This is a genomic window from Chthonobacter albigriseus, assembly GCF_013839445.1.
GTDB classification, from domain to species: domain Bacteria; phylum Pseudomonadota; class Alphaproteobacteria; order Rhizobiales; family Pleomorphomonadaceae; genus Chthonobacter; species Chthonobacter albigriseus.
On sequence record NZ_JACDIT010000001.1, the window covers coordinates 1,055,179 to 1,074,148 of the forward strand.

The 18,970-nt window shown below is 66.0% G+C and carries 15 protein-coding genes; 13 read left to right on the forward strand and 2 right to left on the reverse strand.

Annotated features, from left to right (window positions below; all coding sequences use genetic code 11):
• The first annotated feature begins 112 nt into the window (after window positions 1-112).
• The 13 genes from HZ321_RS04715 (at window position 113) to HZ321_RS04775 (ending at window position 15,268) form a co-directional block, all read left to right on the forward strand.
• A complete protein-coding gene (locus tag HZ321_RS04715) occupies window positions 113-1,114 on the forward strand; it encodes a sodium-dependent bicarbonate transport family permease (RefSeq protein WP_181700700.1) in 1,002 nt (333 codons plus the stop codon).
• Between the two features lie 3 nt (window positions 1,115-1,117).
• On the forward strand, window positions 1,118-1,981 hold the full coding sequence (locus HZ321_RS04720) for a LysR substrate-binding domain-containing protein (protein ID WP_181700702.1): 864 nt from the start codon (window positions 1,118-1,120) through the stop codon (window positions 1,979-1,981).
• 146 nt (window positions 1,982-2,127) lie between these two features.
• Window positions 2,128-3,795 carry a methyl-accepting chemotaxis protein gene (locus tag HZ321_RS04725; RefSeq protein ID WP_181700704.1) on the forward strand — a complete coding sequence of 556 codons (1,668 nt, stop codon included), beginning with the start codon at window positions 2,128-2,130 and terminating at the stop codon, window positions 3,793-3,795.
• Between the two features lie 80 nt (window positions 3,796-3,875).
• Window positions 3,876-4,520, forward strand: coding sequence for a Crp/Fnr family transcriptional regulator (locus HZ321_RS04730; protein ID WP_181700706.1), 645 nt, complete (start codon window positions 3,876-3,878; stop codon window positions 4,518-4,520).
• A gap of 91 nt (window positions 4,521-4,611) precedes the next feature.
• Window positions 4,612-4,812: a YgaP family membrane protein gene (locus tag HZ321_RS04735; RefSeq protein ID WP_181700708.1), complete on the forward strand. Its 201-nt coding sequence runs from the start codon at window positions 4,612-4,614 to the stop codon at window positions 4,810-4,812.
• Between the two features lie 257 nt (window positions 4,813-5,069).
• Window positions 5,070-6,356: a multidrug effflux MFS transporter gene (locus HZ321_RS04740; protein ID WP_181700710.1), complete on the forward strand. Its 1,287-nt coding sequence runs from the start codon at window positions 5,070-5,072 to the stop codon at window positions 6,354-6,356.
• A 120-nt stretch (window positions 6,357-6,476) separates the two neighbouring features.
• On the forward strand, window positions 6,477-7,553 hold the full coding sequence (locus HZ321_RS04745) for a DUF2336 domain-containing protein (protein ID WP_181700712.1): 1,077 nt from the start codon (window positions 6,477-6,479) through the stop codon (window positions 7,551-7,553).
• A gap of 135 nt (window positions 7,554-7,688) precedes the next feature.
• A complete protein-coding gene (locus HZ321_RS04750) occupies window positions 7,689-7,847 on the forward strand; it encodes a YqaE/Pmp3 family membrane protein (RefSeq protein ID WP_181700714.1) in 159 nt (52 codons plus the stop codon).
• 79 nt (window positions 7,848-7,926) lie between these two features.
• Window positions 7,927-8,910, forward strand: a complete 984-nt coding sequence (locus HZ321_RS04755) for a UDP-glucuronic acid decarboxylase family protein (RefSeq protein ID WP_244635568.1) — start codon at window positions 7,927-7,929, stop codon at window positions 8,908-8,910.
• A gap of 176 nt (window positions 8,911-9,086) precedes the next feature.
• Window positions 9,087-11,156, forward strand: a complete 2,070-nt coding sequence (locus HZ321_RS04760; RefSeq protein ID WP_181700716.1) for an elongation factor G — start codon at window positions 9,087-9,089, stop codon at window positions 11,154-11,156.
• 80 nt (window positions 11,157-11,236) lie between these two features.
• Window positions 11,237-12,181 carry a diacylglycerol/lipid kinase family protein gene (locus tag HZ321_RS04765; protein WP_181700718.1) on the forward strand — a complete coding sequence of 315 codons (945 nt, stop codon included), beginning with the start codon at window positions 11,237-11,239 and terminating at the stop codon, window positions 12,179-12,181.
• Between the two features lie 243 nt (window positions 12,182-12,424).
• Window positions 12,425-14,194, forward strand: coding sequence for an ethylbenzene dehydrogenase-related protein (locus HZ321_RS04770; protein ID WP_244635569.1), 1,770 nt, complete (start codon window positions 12,425-12,427; stop codon window positions 14,192-14,194).
• 48 nt (window positions 14,195-14,242) lie between these two features.
• Window positions 14,243-15,268 carry a 2Fe-2S iron-sulfur cluster-binding protein gene (locus tag HZ321_RS04775; protein WP_181700720.1) on the forward strand — a complete coding sequence of 342 codons (1,026 nt, stop codon included), beginning with the start codon at window positions 14,243-14,245 and terminating at the stop codon, window positions 15,266-15,268.
• Here the strand turns inward: HZ321_RS04775 and HZ321_RS04780 are convergent.
• Both HZ321_RS04780 and HZ321_RS04785 read right to left on the reverse strand, forming a co-directional pair.
• Window positions 15,261-18,149: an EAL domain-containing protein gene (locus HZ321_RS04780; protein WP_181700722.1), complete on the reverse strand. Its 2,889-nt coding sequence runs from the start codon at window positions 18,147-18,149 to the stop codon at window positions 15,261-15,263. The genes HZ321_RS04775 and HZ321_RS04780 overlap by 8 nt on opposite strands.
• An 8-nt stretch (window positions 18,150-18,157) precedes the next feature.
• Window positions 18,158-18,961, reverse strand: coding sequence for a substrate-binding domain-containing protein (locus tag HZ321_RS04785; protein ID WP_181700724.1), 804 nt, complete (start codon window positions 18,959-18,961; stop codon window positions 18,158-18,160).
• Window positions 18,962-18,970 lie beyond the last annotated feature (9 nt).

Below are 18,970 nucleotides of genomic sequence, written 5' to 3' on the forward strand. Positions count from 1 at the left end.
CGTATCCTATTCGATTTCATCAATGACAACGCCTTGAACTATCAATTTCCCCAATGAGCCGGGTTTGGGCATATTGCGGCGCACACAAAGTTGCCGCCGGAGCCCGCCTCGCATGGACGTTCTGCTTTCAGCCCCCATTCTCTTCTTCGCCGTCGGCGTGGCCATTGCAGCGGCGGGAGCCAAGCTGCCGATCCCGGATGGATTCGGGAAGGCGGTCGCAGCCTACCTGCTGGTTGCGATCGGACTGAAGGGTGGGGTGGCCCTGTCCGGCACGGACCTGCAGCCGATCATCCCGCTTCTCCTGACGGCAGGCCTGCTCAGCCTGACAATGCCGCTGCTCGCCTTCGGCCTCCTCCGGCGGGCCGTGGGGGTCGACAGAACCAATGCAGCGGCGATCGCCGCACACTATGGATCGGTCAGCCTGGTCACCTTCGTTACGGCAGTCGAGGTTCTCAGGGTTGAGGGTATCGGCTTCGGCGGCCACATGGTCGCGGCCCTGGCCATCATGGAAGCGCCTGCGATCGTATCCGGCCTCGTTCTCGCCGGCATCGGGACTGCCCGGCTCTCCGGCCAGGTTGCCGGTGGGGCCGGAACGCTTCCGTTTCCCGGCGCGGCACTCGGTCCGATCGGACAGGCCGTTCGCGAGGCGTCCCTGAACGGGTCGGTCCTTCTTCTCGCGGGCTCGCTGGTGGTCGGAATGGTGATCGGTGAGGAGGGCATGAAGCCGCTGTCCGGTCTGTTCGTCGCGCCCTGGAACGGCGTCCTCAGCCTGTTTCTGCTCGAGATGGGATATGTGGCTGCAGCGCGCCTGCGGGAGGCGATGGTCCTCAGCCCCCGCCTGATCGCCTTCGGAATCGTGATGCCGCTTGTGGGTGCGGTGATCGGCCTTGCCACCGCCCTCGCTCTCGACCTTGGGCTTGGCGACGCCATGCTGCTCGTGACGCTGGCAGCAAGTGCGTCCTACATCGCCGTGCCTGCGGCGCTGCGGCATTCGTTGCCCGATGCCGACCCGGGATTGTCGCTGCCGCTGTCGCTCGGGATCACCTTCCCGTTCAACATCCTGTTCGGCATCCCGCTCTATCTTGCGGCGACCAGGGCAATGGTCGCAGGGTAGAGCATGCCTCCGCCGCTGCCGCCGTTCGACCTCGACCTGCTTCGCACTTTCGTCACCGTCGCCGATCGCGGCGGCGTCACGCGCGCGGCAGAACGGCTGGGTCGGACGCAGTCCACCATCAGCCTGCAGATCAAGCGTCTGGAGACGGGGCTGGGACGGACGCTGTTCGATCGGGATCGAGGTTTCGCCCCGACGCCGGAAGGCGAGACGATGCTCAGCTATGCCCGGCGAATGCTGGCGCTGGCGAGCGAAGCGCAGGTGCAACTGACCGAGCACGACGTGGAAGGAACGGTCCGGCTGGGAACACCGGAGGACTTCGCCACCACGCGCCTTTCGGATGTCCTCTGGGGCTTCTCCCAGGCTCACCCCAAGATCGCCCTGGATGTCCGGTGCGACTTCACCATGAACCTGTTGGGAGGTTTCGACCGGGGCGAGTTCGACCTGGTTCTCACCAAGCGGGAACCGCGCGGCGCGGATGGCGGCACGCGGGTCTGGCGGGAGCATCTGGTGTGGGTGGCATCCCGGCGTCTCGTCGTCGATGAGGGCAGCACGGTTCCGCTGGTGCTGGCGCCGACCCCGGACCTTTACCGTCGCAGAGCCTTGGACGCGCTTGAAGAACAAGGCCGGCGCTGGAGGATCGTGTACACGAGCCCGAGCCTCTCGGGCATCCAAGCTGCCGTCCGGGCCGGGCTGGGAGTCACCATTCTTCCCGAAGACATGCTGCTCGACGATTTCCTAGTCGTCGACGACACATTCGGTCTGCCGCCGCTCGCCAACGCGGAAATCGCGCTGCACCGCGCTTCCGGTCGCCCGTCCAAAGCGGCGGATCTGCTCGCTGAGCACATCGTACGGTCCTTCGAGACCTAGTTGGCACGGCCGGGTGCGCGGGCTGTTCACCTCTTATTAGGAGCGCTTATCCACCCCCCTATTTGTATTGCGAAATGGCTCCCGAAAATCCACAGTGTCTTAATCGTGTATGCCCATAACTTGAGCATGTTTTTTGGGGGCACACCATGACCGTCAAGTTTCGGCTTCTGTTGTCATTGAGCTTGCTTGCAGCTTCGCTGCTCGCCACCGGGTTGATCGGACTCTACGCACTCAACGCTTCTTCCGACCGAACCCGGACCATCGTTGAAGACAGGGTGATGCCGCTGGAGCAGTTGCAGGCCGTGGCGAACGCCTACGCCGTCGACATCGTCGACACCGCGCACAAGGTCCGCAGCGGGGCAGCCAGCTGGGATGCCGGGCTGGCATCGGTCACGGCGGCGCTGAAGGCGGTGGACGAGCATTGGACCGCCTATGCGGCCACCTCCATGACGGAAGAGGAGGCGGCCCTGGCGGCCGATGTCAAAGCCGCAATGTCCGCCGCAAACCAGAAGGTCTCCGAATTGACTGCCGTGCTCAACGGAAGGGATCAGGCCCAACTGGAGCAGTTCGTTGCGCGCGACCTTTATCCGACCATCGATCCCATCGGGGTGCCTATCGGCGAACTGATCGAACTCCAGACCCGTGTGGCGCAGGACGAGTATGCCGTGGCGCTGCAGACAAACAGCCGCTCGACGATGTTCATGCTGGTCATCGGTGTGGTCGCCGCGGGCGTGGTCGCCCTCGCATCCTGGACGGTCGTCCGCGGTGTGGTCGGGCCGATCGAGGAGATGCAGGGCGCGATGCGGGCGCTGGCAGAAGGCGATGTCTCCACCACGGTTCCGCACCTCAAGCGTCGCGATGAGATCGGTGGCATGGCTGCAGCGGTGCAGGTGTTCAAGGACAATGCTATCGAGCGGGCCGCGCTGGAAGCCGCACAGCGGGCGGAGCAGGATGCCAAGGAGCGACGCGCCAAGGCCGTGGACCAGCTGATCGCCGACTTCGATGCCGGCGTGTCGGCCATCCTGAAGACCGTGGCTCAGGCCTCGACAAAACTGGAGGGCACCGCGGCCAATCTCAATGGGGTCGCCGAGCGCAGCGCGCTGAACGCCACGACGGTGGCGGCTGCCTCCGAGCAGGCGACCGCGAACGTGCAGACGGTCGCCTCGGCGTCTGAGGAATTGGCGACGTCCATCGACGAGATCTCCACCCAGGTGCAGACGTCACTGTCGGTGACGCAGCGGGCCATCGAAGCGGCCGAACTCACCGACCAGACGGTGCAGGGGCTCGTCTCGACCGCGGAGCGGATCGGGAGCGTGGTGAGCCTGATCAGCGCGATCGCCGAGCAGACCAACCTGCTTGCGCTGAATGCGACGATCGAGGCAGCGCGAGCGGGAGATGCCGGCCGGGGCTTCGCGGTCGTCGCCTCCGAAGTGAAGAACCTGGCCGGGCAGACCTCCAAGGCGACGGACGAGATCGCGCGCCAGGTGCAGGAGATCCAGGGCGTCACCGGCAAGGCTGCCGAAGCGATCCGGGGTATCGGCGCCACCATCCGCGAGATCGACAGCACCTCGACGGCCATCGCCTCGGCGGTCGAAGAACAGGGTGCCGCAACGCGCGAGATCGCACGGAATGTCGTCCAGGCTGCGGAAGGAACCCAACAAGTCTCCGGGAGCATCGGCGGCGTGACCGAAGGGGCCACCCAGACCGGCGTCGGAGCGGCCGAGGTGCTTTCCTCGGCTGGCGAGCTCGCGCGTCAGTCGGTGGCACTCAAGGATCAGGTGGAACGCTTCTTCTCCGCGATCCGGGCAGCCTGACGGTTTATCCTGGCGCATGGACAAGCCGGTCCGGGTGATCGCATGATCCGGACCGGCTTCCTCAGGACTTCCATGTTCCCATGTCCACGACGATTCCGTTTCCTGCTCTGCTCGAACCGGAGGCAGAGCGACTGCTCCAGGGCCGCGGGCAGAGCGTCAGGCTTCCGGCGGGCGAGCGGGCGTTCCGGAGCGGCGACGCCTGTTCGGCCTATCTCTGGGTCACCAGCGGCATCGTGCGCGTCCAGATCGTCACGGAATCGGGTCGGGAACGGGTTCTCTACCGCGTCGGTCCGGGTGACAGCTGCGTTCTGACCACATCCTGCCTGTTCGGTCACGAGCCCTATGCGGCTGAAGGGCTCTGTGAAACCGACGTGACGGCGGTGGCCATTCCGGTGGCGACGTTCCGGGATCTGCTGGGGATCTCGGTAGCCTTCAGGGAGATCGTGCTCTCCGACTATGCCCGGCGTGTCGGCGACCTTCTCCTGATGCTTGACCTGAGCATGTCTCGCCACATCGCAAACCGCCTCGCTGCGTTGCTGCTGCAACGAGGCGGCGTCGAGCCGCTCGGCGCGACCCACCAGGAACTCGCCATCGAACTCGGAAGCGCGCGGGAGGTGATCAGCCGCGCGCTCAAGGATTTCGAGCGACGGGGCCTGGTCAGCCTCGCCCGAGGTCGTATCGCCATTACCGACCGTTCGGGTCTGCAGAAACTTGCAGACGTGTGACCAGATCACAGACGCCTGGAGCGGGCCGTGATTGTCTCTCCTCATGGCAGCCGGAACCATGTGGCACCGGGCCTGTGACGGAGACACGGTGATGACGAAGAACATGGGAAGTGTGGATCGGATCTTTCGGATCATCCTGGGCATCGCCCTGCTGCTGTTCGCTTTCACCGGCGTGCCCGCGACGACGTTCAACTGGATCGGCTGGGTGGGGATCGTCCCGCTTGCAACGGCGCTGATCGGATGGTGCCCGCTCTACGTGCCGTTCGGCATCAAGACCTGCCGGACGGCCTGACTGGTGCGATCAGGGTGGCTTGGGCAACGGCGCGGCTCCTTGGAACGGGTGCCGCGCCGGTCGGGTGGAGAAGCATCATCCTGCAGGCTTTGGACCATTTGCCTGCTGGTTTTCGCTACCAACCGATAAAAAAGCCGCGTAATCGGCGATCACGCTTCGGCGAGCGAGGGCAGTTTGTGGCCGACAGCCGGTTCAGGCTGCGATAAGAGAAGCCCATTCGAGACGTCAGACCGACGCCGCTTTCCAGGTTCTTCTCCATGGACGCCCCCGCCCCGATCCGCTCCGAACAGCGGGCCGGCCCCGCCTTCGCCGAATTCGTCGGGATCATCGCCTGCCTGATGGCGCTGACCGCACTCGGCATCGATTTCCTGCTGCCGGCTTTTCCCCCAATCGGCGCGGAATTCTCCGTTTCCGACAGCAACGACCTGCAGCTCCTGGTCTACTGCTACATGATCGGCTTCGCCCTGATGCAGCTGGTCTACGGCCCGCTGTCAGACATGGCAGGACGTCGGCCCCTGGTGATCATCGGGCTCGTGGTGTTCGCGATCGGATGCCTTGCGTCGCTGTTCGCCCCCAGCTTCGAGACCCTGATCGCCGCGCGGGTGCTGCAGGGGATGGGTGCGGCCTCATCCCGGGTGCTTGCCATTTCGATCGTGCGCGACCGGTTCGGCGGACGCGACATGGCGCGGGTGATGTCCTTCGTCATGATGGTCTTCATCATCGTGCCGGTGTTCGCGCCTGCGGTCGGCGGCGTTGTGCTGCTCGCGGGCAACTGGCACCTGATCTTCCTGGTGATGCTATTCGCCAGCGTGGCCGTGCTGATCTGGTTCGCCGTGCGGATGCCGGAAACGCTTCATCCGGACTATCGGATGCCGCTTTCGGCGGGTCGGATCGCAATCGCCGCCGCCCGCTGCGTGACGACGCGTACCGCCTTCGGCTATGCGACGGCGATGGGCCTGATGTCCGGGTGCCTGATGGGCTACATCGGCTCCTCCGAGCAGATCTTCGGCAGTGAGGTCTATGCGCTCGGGCCGTGGTTCCCGCTGGCCTTCGGCCTCGTCGCCTGCCTGATGGGCCTCGGATCCTTCGTCAACTCGCGGCTGGTCGGCAGCTGGGGCATGCGCAAGCTCGCCCATGGCGCGACGATCGGCTATGTCGGCGTCGCATTGCTGCAGACGCTCGCGGCGCTCGCCTACGAAGGGCACCCGCCACTCTGGCTGTTCGGGGCGCTTCTGGCCGCCAGCAACTTCCTGTTCTCCATGACCCTGCCCAACTTCAATGCAATGTCGATGGAGCCACTGGGCGACATCGCCGGCACCGCCTCTTCCGTGATCGGTTTCTACACCACCTTGATGGGTGCGCTTCTCGGCCTTGCGGTGGGACAGGCGTTCGACGGAACCGTGCTCCCTCTCACCGTGTCCTACTTTGTTCTCAGCGCCGGGACTCTGCTGGTCGTCGCCTGGACCGAACGCGGCAAACTTTTCCAGCCGCACCAGACCAATCCGGCAAAGCCGGTCCCAGCCACCGGATCCCGGATGCCGTAAAAAGCTGGTCCCTGAACCGCTGTTCTTCAAATTTATCCGTTGACTGGTGCAGCGTTCAGCCTTTTTTTCCGATCGGCTGTTACGGTCCAATGAGAAATACCGTGTTCTCAGGGGGTTCCGATGGTCGACCAGGCCGTCCTACAGAAACTGATCGGTTCGCCCGACGAACTTTCGCGCGACCAGGTGATCCTGGCTGTGACGAATCTGTTTCTGGACGAGTCCTACCAGCCAACCGCCGTCGAGAGATCACGGTACAGCGATATCGTCTCGCTGGTGATCGGCAAGCTCGCGTCCGAGCTCCAGGTGGAGATCGCCGAACGGGTGGCGGGCACGGACCGCATCACCCGCGACCTCGCCGTGGAGCTTTCCAAGGGCGATATCGCGGTGGCGGCCCCGGTGCTGCGCAATTCGCCGATGCTGACGGACGAGGATCTCGTCGCGGTCACACGCGGGCAGTCGCTGGAACATCGCCTGGCGATCACCGACCGTGCGACCCTCAGCGAGGCGGTCACCGACGCGCTGACAGAGATCGGCGAGCAGATCGTTCTGCAGCGCGTAGCGGCCAACGATGGTGCTTCCTTCTCCGAGGTCGGCTTTCGCCAGTTGGTGAGCCGGGGCGGCGATGATGCCGTCGTGCAAAGCCAGCTCGCCCGTCGCGCCACGGCCAACGCTTCGTTCGCCGGCTCGCTGCACCAGGCGCTCGGCGACGAACTGCGTGCCAAGCTCGGACCTGCGCTGGCGGCGATCAGTGATCAGAGGCTATCGGCCGCGATGGACATCGCGGCGCTGCAGGCGGAAGAGGCGATCAAGGATCGCATGCGTCAGCGCCTGGAGATGAAGGTCATCCTGAAGGAGATCAACGCTCAGACCCGCAACGTCGACCAGTCGATCCTGATGCTGGCGCAGCAGCAGAGGCTGGAAGACCTCGGCTGGCTGCTGTCCGAACTCGTCCAACTGCCGGAAAGCATCGGGGCCACCGCGGTCAACAAGATCGATCCCACCTCGCTGGGTTTCCTCTGCAAGTCGCTCTCCGTGCAACCTTCCACCTATCTGGCCGTCGTGGAAGCGCGGTGCCGTAAGTTCGGCTTCGAACAGGTGGCGCCGGACAAGGCCAAGACCGACTACGTCGCCATTCCGATGGCGCTGGCCCAGCGGTCGGTCCGCATCCTCAAGCTCCAGCGGGTCGTGGCGAAGTAGTCCCGATCCAGCTCGGGCGGCAGCTTCGCGCTGCAACGAAGATCCGCCCGGCGCGTTGTCTCCACCGAAAAGCCGTCGGCTTGTGTCGAATCCGCTCGGGTCCGGCCGCCGGCATACTTCCTGTGGAGAAACCTCATGGACATCGTTCGGATCCTGCTTGCCATCTTCATTCCCCCGCTCGGCGTCTTCCTCCAGGTCGGCATCGGCCTGCATTTCTGGCTGAACATCCTCTTGACGCTGCTCGGCTACATCCCCGGGATCATCCACGCGATCTGGGTGATCGTCCGCAAGTGACAGCGCCCCGGCGTTGCCGCGCAGTCTCCGACTCGGCTACGAGTTCCTGCTAAGATACCGGCCGGATCGGAGACGACAGATGCCCTTCATGACAACCGACTACCTGCCCGGCCGCATGATCGTGACCGGAGGAGCGGGATTCATCGGCTCGCATCTCTGCGAACGGTTGCTGGCGGACGGCAAGGAGGTGCTCTGCGTCGACAACTTCTACACGGGCACGCGGAGCAACATCGCTCATCTCCTAGCGGACACGCGGTTCGAACTGCTGCGGCATGACGTGACGTTCCCGCTCTACGTGGAGGCGGACGGGATCTACAATCTGGCCTGCCCGGCGTCACCAGTGCACTACCAGTTCGATCCGGTGCAGACGACGAAGACCAGCGTGATCGGCGCGATCAACATGCTGGGCCTGGCGAAGCGGCTGCGGGTGCCGGTGCTGCAGGCCTCGACGTCTGAGGTCTACGGCGACCCGGCCGTTCATCCGCAGCCGGAGAGCTATTGGGGCAATGTCAATCCGATCGGCCTGCGCTCCTGCTACGACGAGGGGAAGCGCTGCGCCGAGACGCTGTTCTTCGACTACCGCCGCCAGCACAAGGTGCAGGTCAAGGTGATCCGGATCTTCAACACCTACGGGCCGCGGATGCATCCGGCGGACGGGCGCGTTGTGTCGAATTTCATCATGCAGGCGCTGAAAAACGAGCCGATCACCCTCTACGGCGACGGCGCGCAGACCCGCTCCTTCTGCTATGTGGACGATCTGGTCGACGGGATGGTCCGGATGATGGCGACGCCGGACGAGGTGACCGGCCCGATCAACCTCGGCAACCCCTCTGAATTCACAGTGAAGGAGTTGGCGCTGCTGGTGAAGGATCTCACCGGGTCGCGGTCCGAATTCGAGCACAAGCCACTGCCGCAGGACGACCCGCGCCAGCGCAAGCCCGATATTGGTCAAGCGAGCGCCGTGCTGAAATGGGCGCCGAGAACCCCGCTCAAAGAAGGGCTCGCCCGGACGATCGCCTATTTCGAGGACCTGATGAAACAGGGCGCCGCGCCGGTTGCCTGATCCCCCGGTGCGCCCTGCCCGAAGAATAAGTTGATCCGCTTAAGCCGATCGCCTCCTTGCGCCCACCCCGTTCCCCTGAGACCATGGCGGTGCTCGGGCGCTTCTGCCTCCTGACGCAGACCCGTCTTCAAGCACCGTGACATGGCTGGAACAAGTCAAGAACGGGAGAAAACATCATGGGAGACGACGGCGGTAGAGAACCCCGGCCCCGCGGAGGGGCCCGCACGATCGCGCTGGTCGGACCGTTCGCAAGCGGCAAGACCACGCTCCTGGAGGCGATCCTGGAGCGAACAAGCGCCATTCCCCGTCAGGGGACGGTCACCGACCGGAACACGGTGGGCGACGCTTCGCCCGAGGCGCGCGCCCACGCGATGAGCGTGGAGGCGACGATCGCCCAGACCCGCTTCATGGGAGACGACTACACCTTCATCGAATGCCCGGGCTCCACCGAATTCCTGGGCGAGGCGGACGGCATCCTGGCTGCGGTGGATTGCGCGGTGGTGGTGTGCGAGGCCGATGCCCGCAAGGTGCCGGCGCTGCAACTGATCCTGAAGCGCCTGGACGATCTCGGCCTGCCGCGGATCATGTTCCTCAACAAGGTGGACCGCTCCGATCTTCCGATCCGTGAAACCCTGGCGATGTTGCAGCCATCATCCGCCGTGCCGCTGGTCCTGCGCGAGATTCCGCTGACCAGGGACGGGGCCGTCACCGGCTACATCGATCTCGCCCTGGAGCGCGCCTTCGTCTACCGCGAGCACGCGGCGAGCGAGATGGTCCCGATCCCGGACGACGTCCGGGCGGCGGAGGTGTCGGCCCGCTACGAGATGCTGGAGCGCCTGGCCGACTACGACGACCAACTAATGGAGCAACTGCTGGAGGAGGTCGAACCGCCGCGCGACCGGGTGTTCGACGACTTGGCGACCGAGATGCGCGACGGGCTGATCTGCCCGGTGTTCTTCGGCTCGGCGGAACATGGAAACGGCATTTTGCGGCTGCTCAAGGCGCTGCGCCACGAAACGCCCGGGCTGTCGGCGCTCCACAAGAGGCTCGGCTTCACGCCAGGGTCGGACAGCGTCCTCCAGGTTATGAAGACGATCCATGCCGGACACGGCGGCAAGCTTTCCGTGGCGCGGGTGCTGGCCGGAGACGTTGCAGACGGCATGATGGTGACGCTGCCGGACGGCCGGCAGGAGCGGGTTTCCGGCCTCTACCGCATGCTGGGCACGCAGACCGGCAAACGCGAGACGGCCCATCCGGGCGACACCGTCGCACTGGGGAAGCTGGATGGCGCGCGGACCGGCGATACCCTCACCAGCAACCGGACGCCCGCCCGGCAACTGGCGGAGATGGCCGCTCCGGATCCGGTGATGACACTGCAGGTCCATGCGCGCGACCGCAAGGACGAGGTCAAGCTTTCCGCCGCCCTCGCCAAGGCCTGCGAGGAGGATCCTTCGCTGCGGGTCGTCGTCACGGCGGAAACGAGCGAGACCCTGCTGATCGGTCAGGGGGAAATGCACCTGCGTGTCACGGTGGAACGGCTGACCAGCAAGTACGGGGTTTCGGTCACCACCGCCAAGCCGAGCGTCGCCTACAGGGAGACGATCAAGGGGTCGACCGTGCAGCGGGGGCGGCACAAGAAACAGTCGGGCGGCCACGGCCAGTTCGGCGATGTCGTCCTTGAGATCCGCGCCCAGCCGCGCGGGGGCGGGATCACCTTCACGGAGAAGATCACCGGCGGTGTGGTGCCGCGTCAGTACATCCCCGGCGTGGAGACCGGGGTGCGGGACAGCCTGAAGCGCGGTCCCTTGGGCTTCCCCGTGGTGGACGTGGCCGTGACGCTGACGGACGGATCGTACCACTCGGTCGACAGCTCGGATCAGGCGTTCCAGATGGCCGCAAGGCTGGCGATGCGCGAAGGACTCGCCGCGTGCACACCAGTGCTGCTGGAGCCGATCGAGCGGGTGGAGATCACCTGCCCGTCGGACGTGACAGCCCGGGTCAACGCCATCGTCTCGGGCCGTCGGGGGCAACTGCTCGGGTTCGATGCTCGCCCCGGCTGGACCGGCTGGGACGTCGTGGAGACGCTGATCCCGGCGTCGGAGATCGGCGACCTCATCGTTGAGCTCCGGTCAGCCTCGCAGGGCGTGGCCAGCTTCCGCCGACGCTTCGACCATCTGCAGGAGCTCTCCGGCCGACTTGCCGAGGATGTCGTCAGCCGACAAGCGGCCTCCGCCGCCGCCGCCTGAGGCGGACCTTTCGGGGGGGGGCGGCGTGCGCGCCGCCCCCTTGCCAGCGTGCAACGTTTCAGCCTCCCGCAGGTTGAGGGATGATCGGGCGCGGCCCGCATCCGACGGAGGAACGTCCCATGCTGGCCAGAGCCTTTTTCAATCGCGACAGCGGCACCATGCGCACGCTCGGCGAAAAGGACGTTGAGCGCGCACTCGTTCGCGCGTTCCAGAGCAAGGGGCACGCGATCACCGTGTCCTTTGTCGCCGGCCCGGACCTCGAAGACGCTATCCGGGCCGCGGTATCCGAGAAGCCTGACGCGATCATCGTCGGCGGCGGCGACGGAACCGTCAGTTCATCCGCCGCCCTCCTGGCGGACACGGGCATTGCACTCGGGATCGTGCCGCTCGGTACCATGAACCTCTTCGCGCGCACGCTGGGACTGCCGCTCGAGCTCGATGCCGCCGCCGACGCCCTCGCCTCCGGGCAGCGGCGGGATGCGGATCTGGCGATGGCGAACGGCCGCCCCTTCATCCACCAGCTTTCACTCGGCCTCCAGCCAAGGATGGTCCGTCTGCGCGAGCGCGCGGGCGCCTATGCCTCGAAGGGCGGCAAGATCCTGGCTTCGGCACGGGCGCTCGGCCTGGTGCTGCGCCGTCCGCCGTCGCTGGACCTTGTGCTGGTCGCCGACGGGAAGGAACGTCGGCTGGAAACGCCGGGGATCGTGGTCTCCAACAATCCGTACGGCAGCGGTCACCTGCCCTACGCGGATCGCCCGGCAACCGGCCTGCTCGGCGTCTATGACGTGACCAGCGACCGTTGGGGCGATCTGGCGCAACTGGCGGCCGAAATCGTGCTCGGCACCTGGCAAGGCGACGCGAACGTGGAAATGACAACGGCTCACCAGGTGACGATCTCCGCGGGTCCCTCGCAACAATCGTCCGCCCAGGCGACCGTTGACGGGGAACTGGTGCGGGTGGAGTTCCCGCTTGCGATCTCCAAGCGACCGGCGGCCCTCAAGGTGCTGGCTCCCGACCAATCCTAGGCGCGCGCGGCAACGCCCGCCTAGTCGCGCGCGGCAACGCCCGGCACCCGTTCTCCCCGAAAAATCGCCTGATGTGATGCAATTACGGATTGCGCCGCGCTTTCATGCTGAAGCGGGCCCGCGGCCGTTAACCATGAATCGACTTTTGTGAGCTGATTGCAGGCTGCATGTCGTCTTGGCTCTGGTCCTCGACCCTCGTTTACCCTTTATTAACCAGAGACCCAAAGCGGCGGAGGGTCCGTAATGCCTGAGACACGGGTTGAAGTGATGCGTACCGCGTCAGGGGGCCTGACACGGCAGCGGGAAAAGACGGCGGAAAAGGTGCGTCCAGACGTGGCGCCGAGCAGTCCGCCGCCTCGCAGCGACGTCGGCACGATCGTGCTGCACTGGACGCTGACGATATCCATTTTGGTCAGTCTGGCGACTGGCCTACGGCTGTCCGCGGATGCGGAAGGGTCGTGGTTCGCCAAGGCGCTCGACCCGATCCTGCCTCAGGGCGAGATCTGGACGCCGCATTTCATCGCCGCCTTCCTGGTGGTCGGTTGTATCGCGGCCTACACGGTCTACATGCGGCTCGGTCAGCTGCAGCGGCGCGTTTCCTTGCGCAAGACGGTGGTGTTCACGCTTCCGACGGCGCCGAAGCTGCGCTGGGGCGCCGTCAATGTCCTGCTCTACTGGGTATTGTTCGCCGCCGTCCTGGTGCTGACGGTCACCGGGATCCTGCTCTACCTCGGCTGGGGCGGGGGCGTGGTCACGGTGCACTACTCGGCCGCGCTGGTCGTGCTGGGCTACATCGGCGTCCACATCTTCAGCCACACCATGATGGGCGGCATCCGCCAGTTGCTGCGTCTGGTCCGGCCGCAGCCGCTTCGGATCCGACGCGGGGCGATGGCCAAGCCGTTTGCGGCGGCAGCCGCGGTCGGCGCCGCGGTGATGGCCGGGTTCTACATGGGCGACAGTCTGACCCATCCGGTGCTGACCATCGGCACGACTTCAACGCCTCCGCAGATCGACGGCGATCTGTCGGACGGGGTCTGGAGCGAAGCGTCCGTCGCGACCGTGCACACCATGCAGGGATCGAATCTGGGCGGCACCGGCGAATCCACGGTCGAGATCCGAGCCGTGCGGGACGCGGCGAACGTCTACTTCGCGTTCCGCTGGAACGATCCGACCCGTTCGCTGAAGCGCCTGCCGCTGATCAAGCGCGAGGACGGGTGGCATCTGCTTAACAACGCCGCCGACACGGCGGACGAGACCGCCTATTACGAGGACAAGTTCGCCGTCACGTTCTCGCGGTCGAACACCTACGGATCAGGCGGATCGACCCACATGGGACCGAAGCCGCTGGGCGACAAGCCGGGCGCACTGAACAAGCGTGGGCTGCACTATACGACTGACGGCAGCTATATGGACATGTGGCAGTGGAAGGCCTCGCGCGGCGGTATGCTCGGCATGCTGGACGACATGTGGTTCGGGCCGCCCCTCGAGCCGAAGGAAGCCCAGGTGAATGGTACCGCCCGCTACAGCGCGGGCTACGACGGGGACGCGGGCAAGAAGTTCTACGTCTATAACTACGGCAACGAGCCGCCCGGCGGATACCGCGGCCCGGTGAAGGTGGAGCGGTTGCCGAAGGATTGGCGCGCGACGACCGCCAAGCTGGGAGCGCTCGATCTTTCCGTGGAGGTGAGCGACGACCCGAACGGCCAGTGGTGGATGTTCGAGGACGAAAGCGTCCCCTACGACCCTGCCGTCGACGCCGCCATTCCGGTCGGGACCGTGATTCCCGGCGTCCTGATCCAGGGCACCTACGAGGGCAGCCGGGCGGACGTGAAGGGTGCCGCGCACTGGTCGGACGGCTATTGGACGCTGGAGACCGTGCGTCCGCTGGTCACCGGCGACGACGTGAAAGACTTGCCGATCGAGAGCGGGATCTACCTCTGGGTCGCCGTCTTCGATCACAACCAGACCCGCCACACCCGACATGTGCGGCCCGTCGAGATCCAGCTTCGATAAACGCCGGCCATCCAGACCGGATCAGGTGTTGAAAGGCGCGTATCTGCCATGGCGAAGTCGTTCTTCAATCTCGTCATCAATGGAAGACAGGTGAAGGCCCGCCCCGGGGACACCCTCCTCGACGCGGCTCTCTCGGCGCGGATCGTGCTGCCGCACGATTGCTGCTCCGGCCAGTGCGAGACCTGCCGGGTGCGGCTGGTGTCCGGTGCCGTGGACGACCAGGGCACCGCCGAGCGGGACACGGTGCTTGGCTGCCTCGCCACCGTGGAGGGCGACGCCGAGATCACCTTCGATCCAGTGCCGGTGGTGCGCAACAACCAGGCTGTGCTGGAAGCGATCCGGCAGATCGGCCCCGACCTCTTGGAGATGAAGGTTCGCCCCGCCCGGACGGTGACCTGGCTGCCCGGCCAGTATGTGCGGCTGACCTTCAAAGGCTACCCGCCGCGCGACTACAGCCCGACCTTCCCGATGGACCTGAAGCGGGAGGAAGGAGTGATGACCTTCCACGTCCGCCGCTATCCGGGAGGAGCGGTTTCCGGCGCGCTCGGGTCCGGTATCCGGCCCGGTCACAAGGTGACGATCCGCGGGCCGTTCGGCAACGCCTTCCTGCGCCGGCAGAGCGAGCGGCTCGTGCTCGTCTCGACCGGAACCGGCTTCGCGCCGATCTGGACGATGGCGGTCGCGTCCGTCCTCGGCCAGCCGAAGCGGGCCCTGTCGGTGATCGCCGGGGCGCGCGATGCATCGCAGCTCTACATGAAGGAAGCCGTCGACTGGCTGACTGCCCGCGGTGTTCCCGTCGCGATGACGGCAAGCGACGGCGACGGACGGATCGTTCGCCGCGAACGCCCGTCGGAGCTCCTGTCCTTCGTCTCGCCGCAGGACGTGGTCTATGCCGCAGGCGCGCCCTCCCAGGTGGAGGTGATCCGGCGGCTGGCGCTCTCGCGCGGTGCGCTGTTCCACGCAGACCCGTTCTACGCGGCGGAGGAGAAGCGCAGTTTTGCCGAGATGGTGATGAAGCCACTGCGGCGGATCATGCCGCAGTCAACCGAAGCCGGCGAGACGCGGGTCAGTTGAGCGCGCGCAGACGAGGCGGGGCGGAGAAGCGGGCGATCAGGGCGGCAGCGTGGGACGCCGGCTCCGGCCGGCCGATGTGGTAGCCCTGGCCTTCCGTGCAGCCGCTGCCGCGGAGCAACTCGAACAGGTCCTCTGTCTCGACGCCCTCCGCTGTGGTGGCGACTTTCAGGCTCTGCGCCAGACCGATGATGGCGGTGACGATCGAACGGGCCTCTTCGCTGGTCGGCATCGCCCGGACGAAGGACTGGTCGATCTTGATCTTGTCGAAGGGGAAGCTCCTCAGGCAGCTGAGCGAGGAGTAGCCGGTGCCGAAGTCGTCCATGGCGATCTTGACGCCAAGGTCCTTGAGGCTGGTCAGGCTGTTGCGGGTGTGGTCGTCGTCCTGGAGCACCACGCTTTCGGTAACCTCCAGCTCCAGCCTGTGCGCGGGCAGGCCACTAGCGGCGAGCGCGCTCGTCACCGTCATCACGAAGCCCGGGCGCTGCAGCTGGCGGGCCGAAATGTTGACGGCGACCTTGACCGGTGACGGCCAGGTGGCGGCGACCGCGGTCGCCTCGCGGAGGATCCACTCACCCATCTGAACAATGAGGCCGGTTTCCTCGGCGATCGGGATGAACTCGACGGGCGGAACCATGCCGCGGCGGGGATGGTGCCAGCGCATCAGTGCCTCGAAGCCGCTGATCACGCCGGTTGCCAGATCCACCTGCGGCTGGAAGTAGGCTTCCAGTTCGCCGTTCTCCAGCGCCGAGCGTAGGTCGGTGATGAGGTCGTGACGGGCCTTGACCGCCTCCTCCATCCCGGTCTCGAAGAAGCGGTAGGTGTTGCGCCCCTCGAACTTCGCCCGGTAGAGGGCCAGGTCGGCCTGCTTCAGCAGCGTGTCGGGGTCGCGCCCGTCGGTCGGGGCCACGGCGATGCCGATGGAAACCCCCACCACGGCCTCGTGGTCGTCCATGGCGTGCGGCTCGCCGATCGCCTTGATCAGCATCTCGCAGCGGAGGGCGATCATCTCGGTGGTCGGCGCGAGCCGGGTCACGATCGCGAACTCGTCGCCGCCGAGGCGCGCCACCATCTCCACCTCATCGACGCAGGCCAGCAGCCGGCGTGTGACCTCGCAGAGGAGCCGGTCGCCAGCGGGGTGTCCGAAGGTGTCGTTAACGGTCTTGAACTCGTCGAGGTCGAGGCAGATGACGGCAAAGGTGCCGCCTTCCAGGCGCTGCCGGGCCAGCTGGCGGCTGAGATGCTCGCGCAGGGTGATCCGGTTCGGCAGGCCGGTGAGGACGTCATGGCGAGCCATGTGGACCAGCTTTTCCCGAGCCCTCTGCCGCTCGGTGACGTCTTCGTAGATCACCACCCAGCCACCGCCGACCAGAGGCTGGCGGGTGGAGAGGATGGTTCGCCCGTCATGCAGCCGGACATTGGAGGTCGTGCGACCGATGCCAGGGCCGTCGAAGCCGGGGTCGTTCACGCCGTGATCATCGCCATCAGGCGTTTCCGCGACGACCTTTTCCAGCGCGTGGAGCTCTTCCCACGTGGTGCCGGGCAGCACGTCGCCGTGCTCGAAGCCGAAGATCTCCTCGTAGCGGCGGTTCGAGACGATCAGCCGCCGCTCCCGATCGAACATGCAGAGCCCATGCGACATGTTGTTGAGCGCGGCGTCGAACAGGCGGTTCTGGGTGCGCAGTTCGCCCTCGCGACGCTCCAGGATCGCGTTCTGGACGAGGATGTTGGCGCGCAACTCGTCGCGCTCACGGACGCTGTCGTTGAGGATGGCGACCGCCCTGGCGATGGCGCCGACCTCGTCCTCGCGGTCTGTGCCTTGAACGGGTACGTCGTAGATGCCACGCGCGATCAGGCCCACCGTCTCGGCGAGGCGGCGCAGCGGCCGGGTGATCGGACGAGCGGTGAGGGCCAGAAGGATCATCAGCAGGATCGACGAGCCGACGCCGACGATCCCGAGCCAGCGAACCAGCTTCAGACCTTCAGCCTGCCCGATCTCGGTCAGCCGGTCCTGGGCGCGGTAGAGCTCGTCGATGGGCTTGAGGGCGCAGATCTCGAGGCGGGTCATCGTCGGACCGCACCGCGCAACGAAGCGGTGACCCGGGTCCGGGTTCAGGAAGTCCTTTGGCGGGGTCTGGATGTTCGACGCAAATCCGGTTCCGGCCTGGGAGATCAGGGTCTTGTTGGCATAGACGGCGATCCCGACGTCCGTGATGCGGGCGAATTCCTGGAGGGTCGGCTCGACCGGGCGGATCCAGCGCTGGGCGATCAAGGCGCCGGTCACCTCGCCGAAATCGTCGGTCAAAGGTTCGAAGACGATCTGCTGCATCCGCGGGTTGGCGATGCCGGAGATGAAGGGCGGGAGTTCATCGACCGAGACGAGGGCGACAACACGGACTTCGTCCTGCGGACCGCTGGCCGCCAGGGCGTCCGCGAAGCGGCTGCGCTCCGAGCTCGCTTTGATCGCGCGGTCGACCGCCACGATATCGAGCGAATCAGACGAGCCGCCGATCACGTTGAGGTCGCGGTCCACGACGATGATGGCGTCCACCTCCGCGTTGCGTGCGGCCGGTCCGAGAAGTTCGGCAATGGCCACGACGTTGTGGGAGTTCACGGCCGCGATCGTATCGGCGCGCGAGGCGATCGCCTGGACGCGACGAGCGACGTCGGAGAAGAGGAACCGGAGGCGCGCGGCGGCGAGGCCGAGGTCGGCGCCCAGCAGCGACGAGATGTCGGCGGCGGTGATCCGCTCCAAGGCCTGCGTCTGCGACTTCAGGCTGTTCTGGTGCTGGGTGTAGACCAGCCCGATGAACAACATGAAGCTGGCGGCGACCGCAAGGACCGCCGTGACGATGAACCGGGTGGAGAGCGAACGCTGCCGCACCAAAAGCCTCACTCCCGCGCAGGGACCGCGCCATAGGCCGCCATCAGGCGCATCCCACGGTCGGAACGTGCGAAATCGACGAACTCCTTGACGTCGGGCGTCGCGGCGTCCTTCTTGAAGACGAGGGTCAGCCGGACCGCGCTCGGGTAGCCGGGGTCGGTGGGGAAACGCCCGTCGATCTTCAGGACGGTGGTGTCGGGGGCGAGGCTGGCGGAAAACGGCCCGAAGCCGATGGCGCCTTCCACCGTCCGGACGGTTTCGATGGCATCCTGGGTGGTGACGGCGGTCTTCGATTTCGGGGTGAATTCGAGCGTGTCCCACCCCGGCATGCTGGAGCGCAGCACCTGGAGCGTGCTGTCGGCGTCCTCGCGACGCACGACCCTGATCTTCAGGTCCGGCCCGCCGACTTCCGACCAGTTGGTGATGCGGCCGGAGAAGATGTCCGCCACCTGCGCGGCGCTCAAGCCATCAATGCCGACCCCGGCGTGGACAAAGAAGGCAGACGGGACCTCCGCAATGGGGGTCGCCTCGAGGCCGGCGGCGCGTTCGGTGTCCTTCAACGCGCGCGCAACGCGGGCGAGCTTTTCGGTTCCCGCCGCAACAGCCGCTATGCCGCCGCCAGAGCCGATGCTGGCGGGCAAGGTCACGTCCCCGCCTTCCTCGGCCCGGTAGAGCGCTGCGAGGGCCCTGAGCATGTCCAACCCGTCGCCGGTACCGACGACCTTCAACGTTTCAGCGGAGCCAGGAGCGATTGCCGACAGCCACAGCGCAGCGGCTATCGTGCATTTCCAAGTGGAACTGAGCATTGCCATTGATGGTCT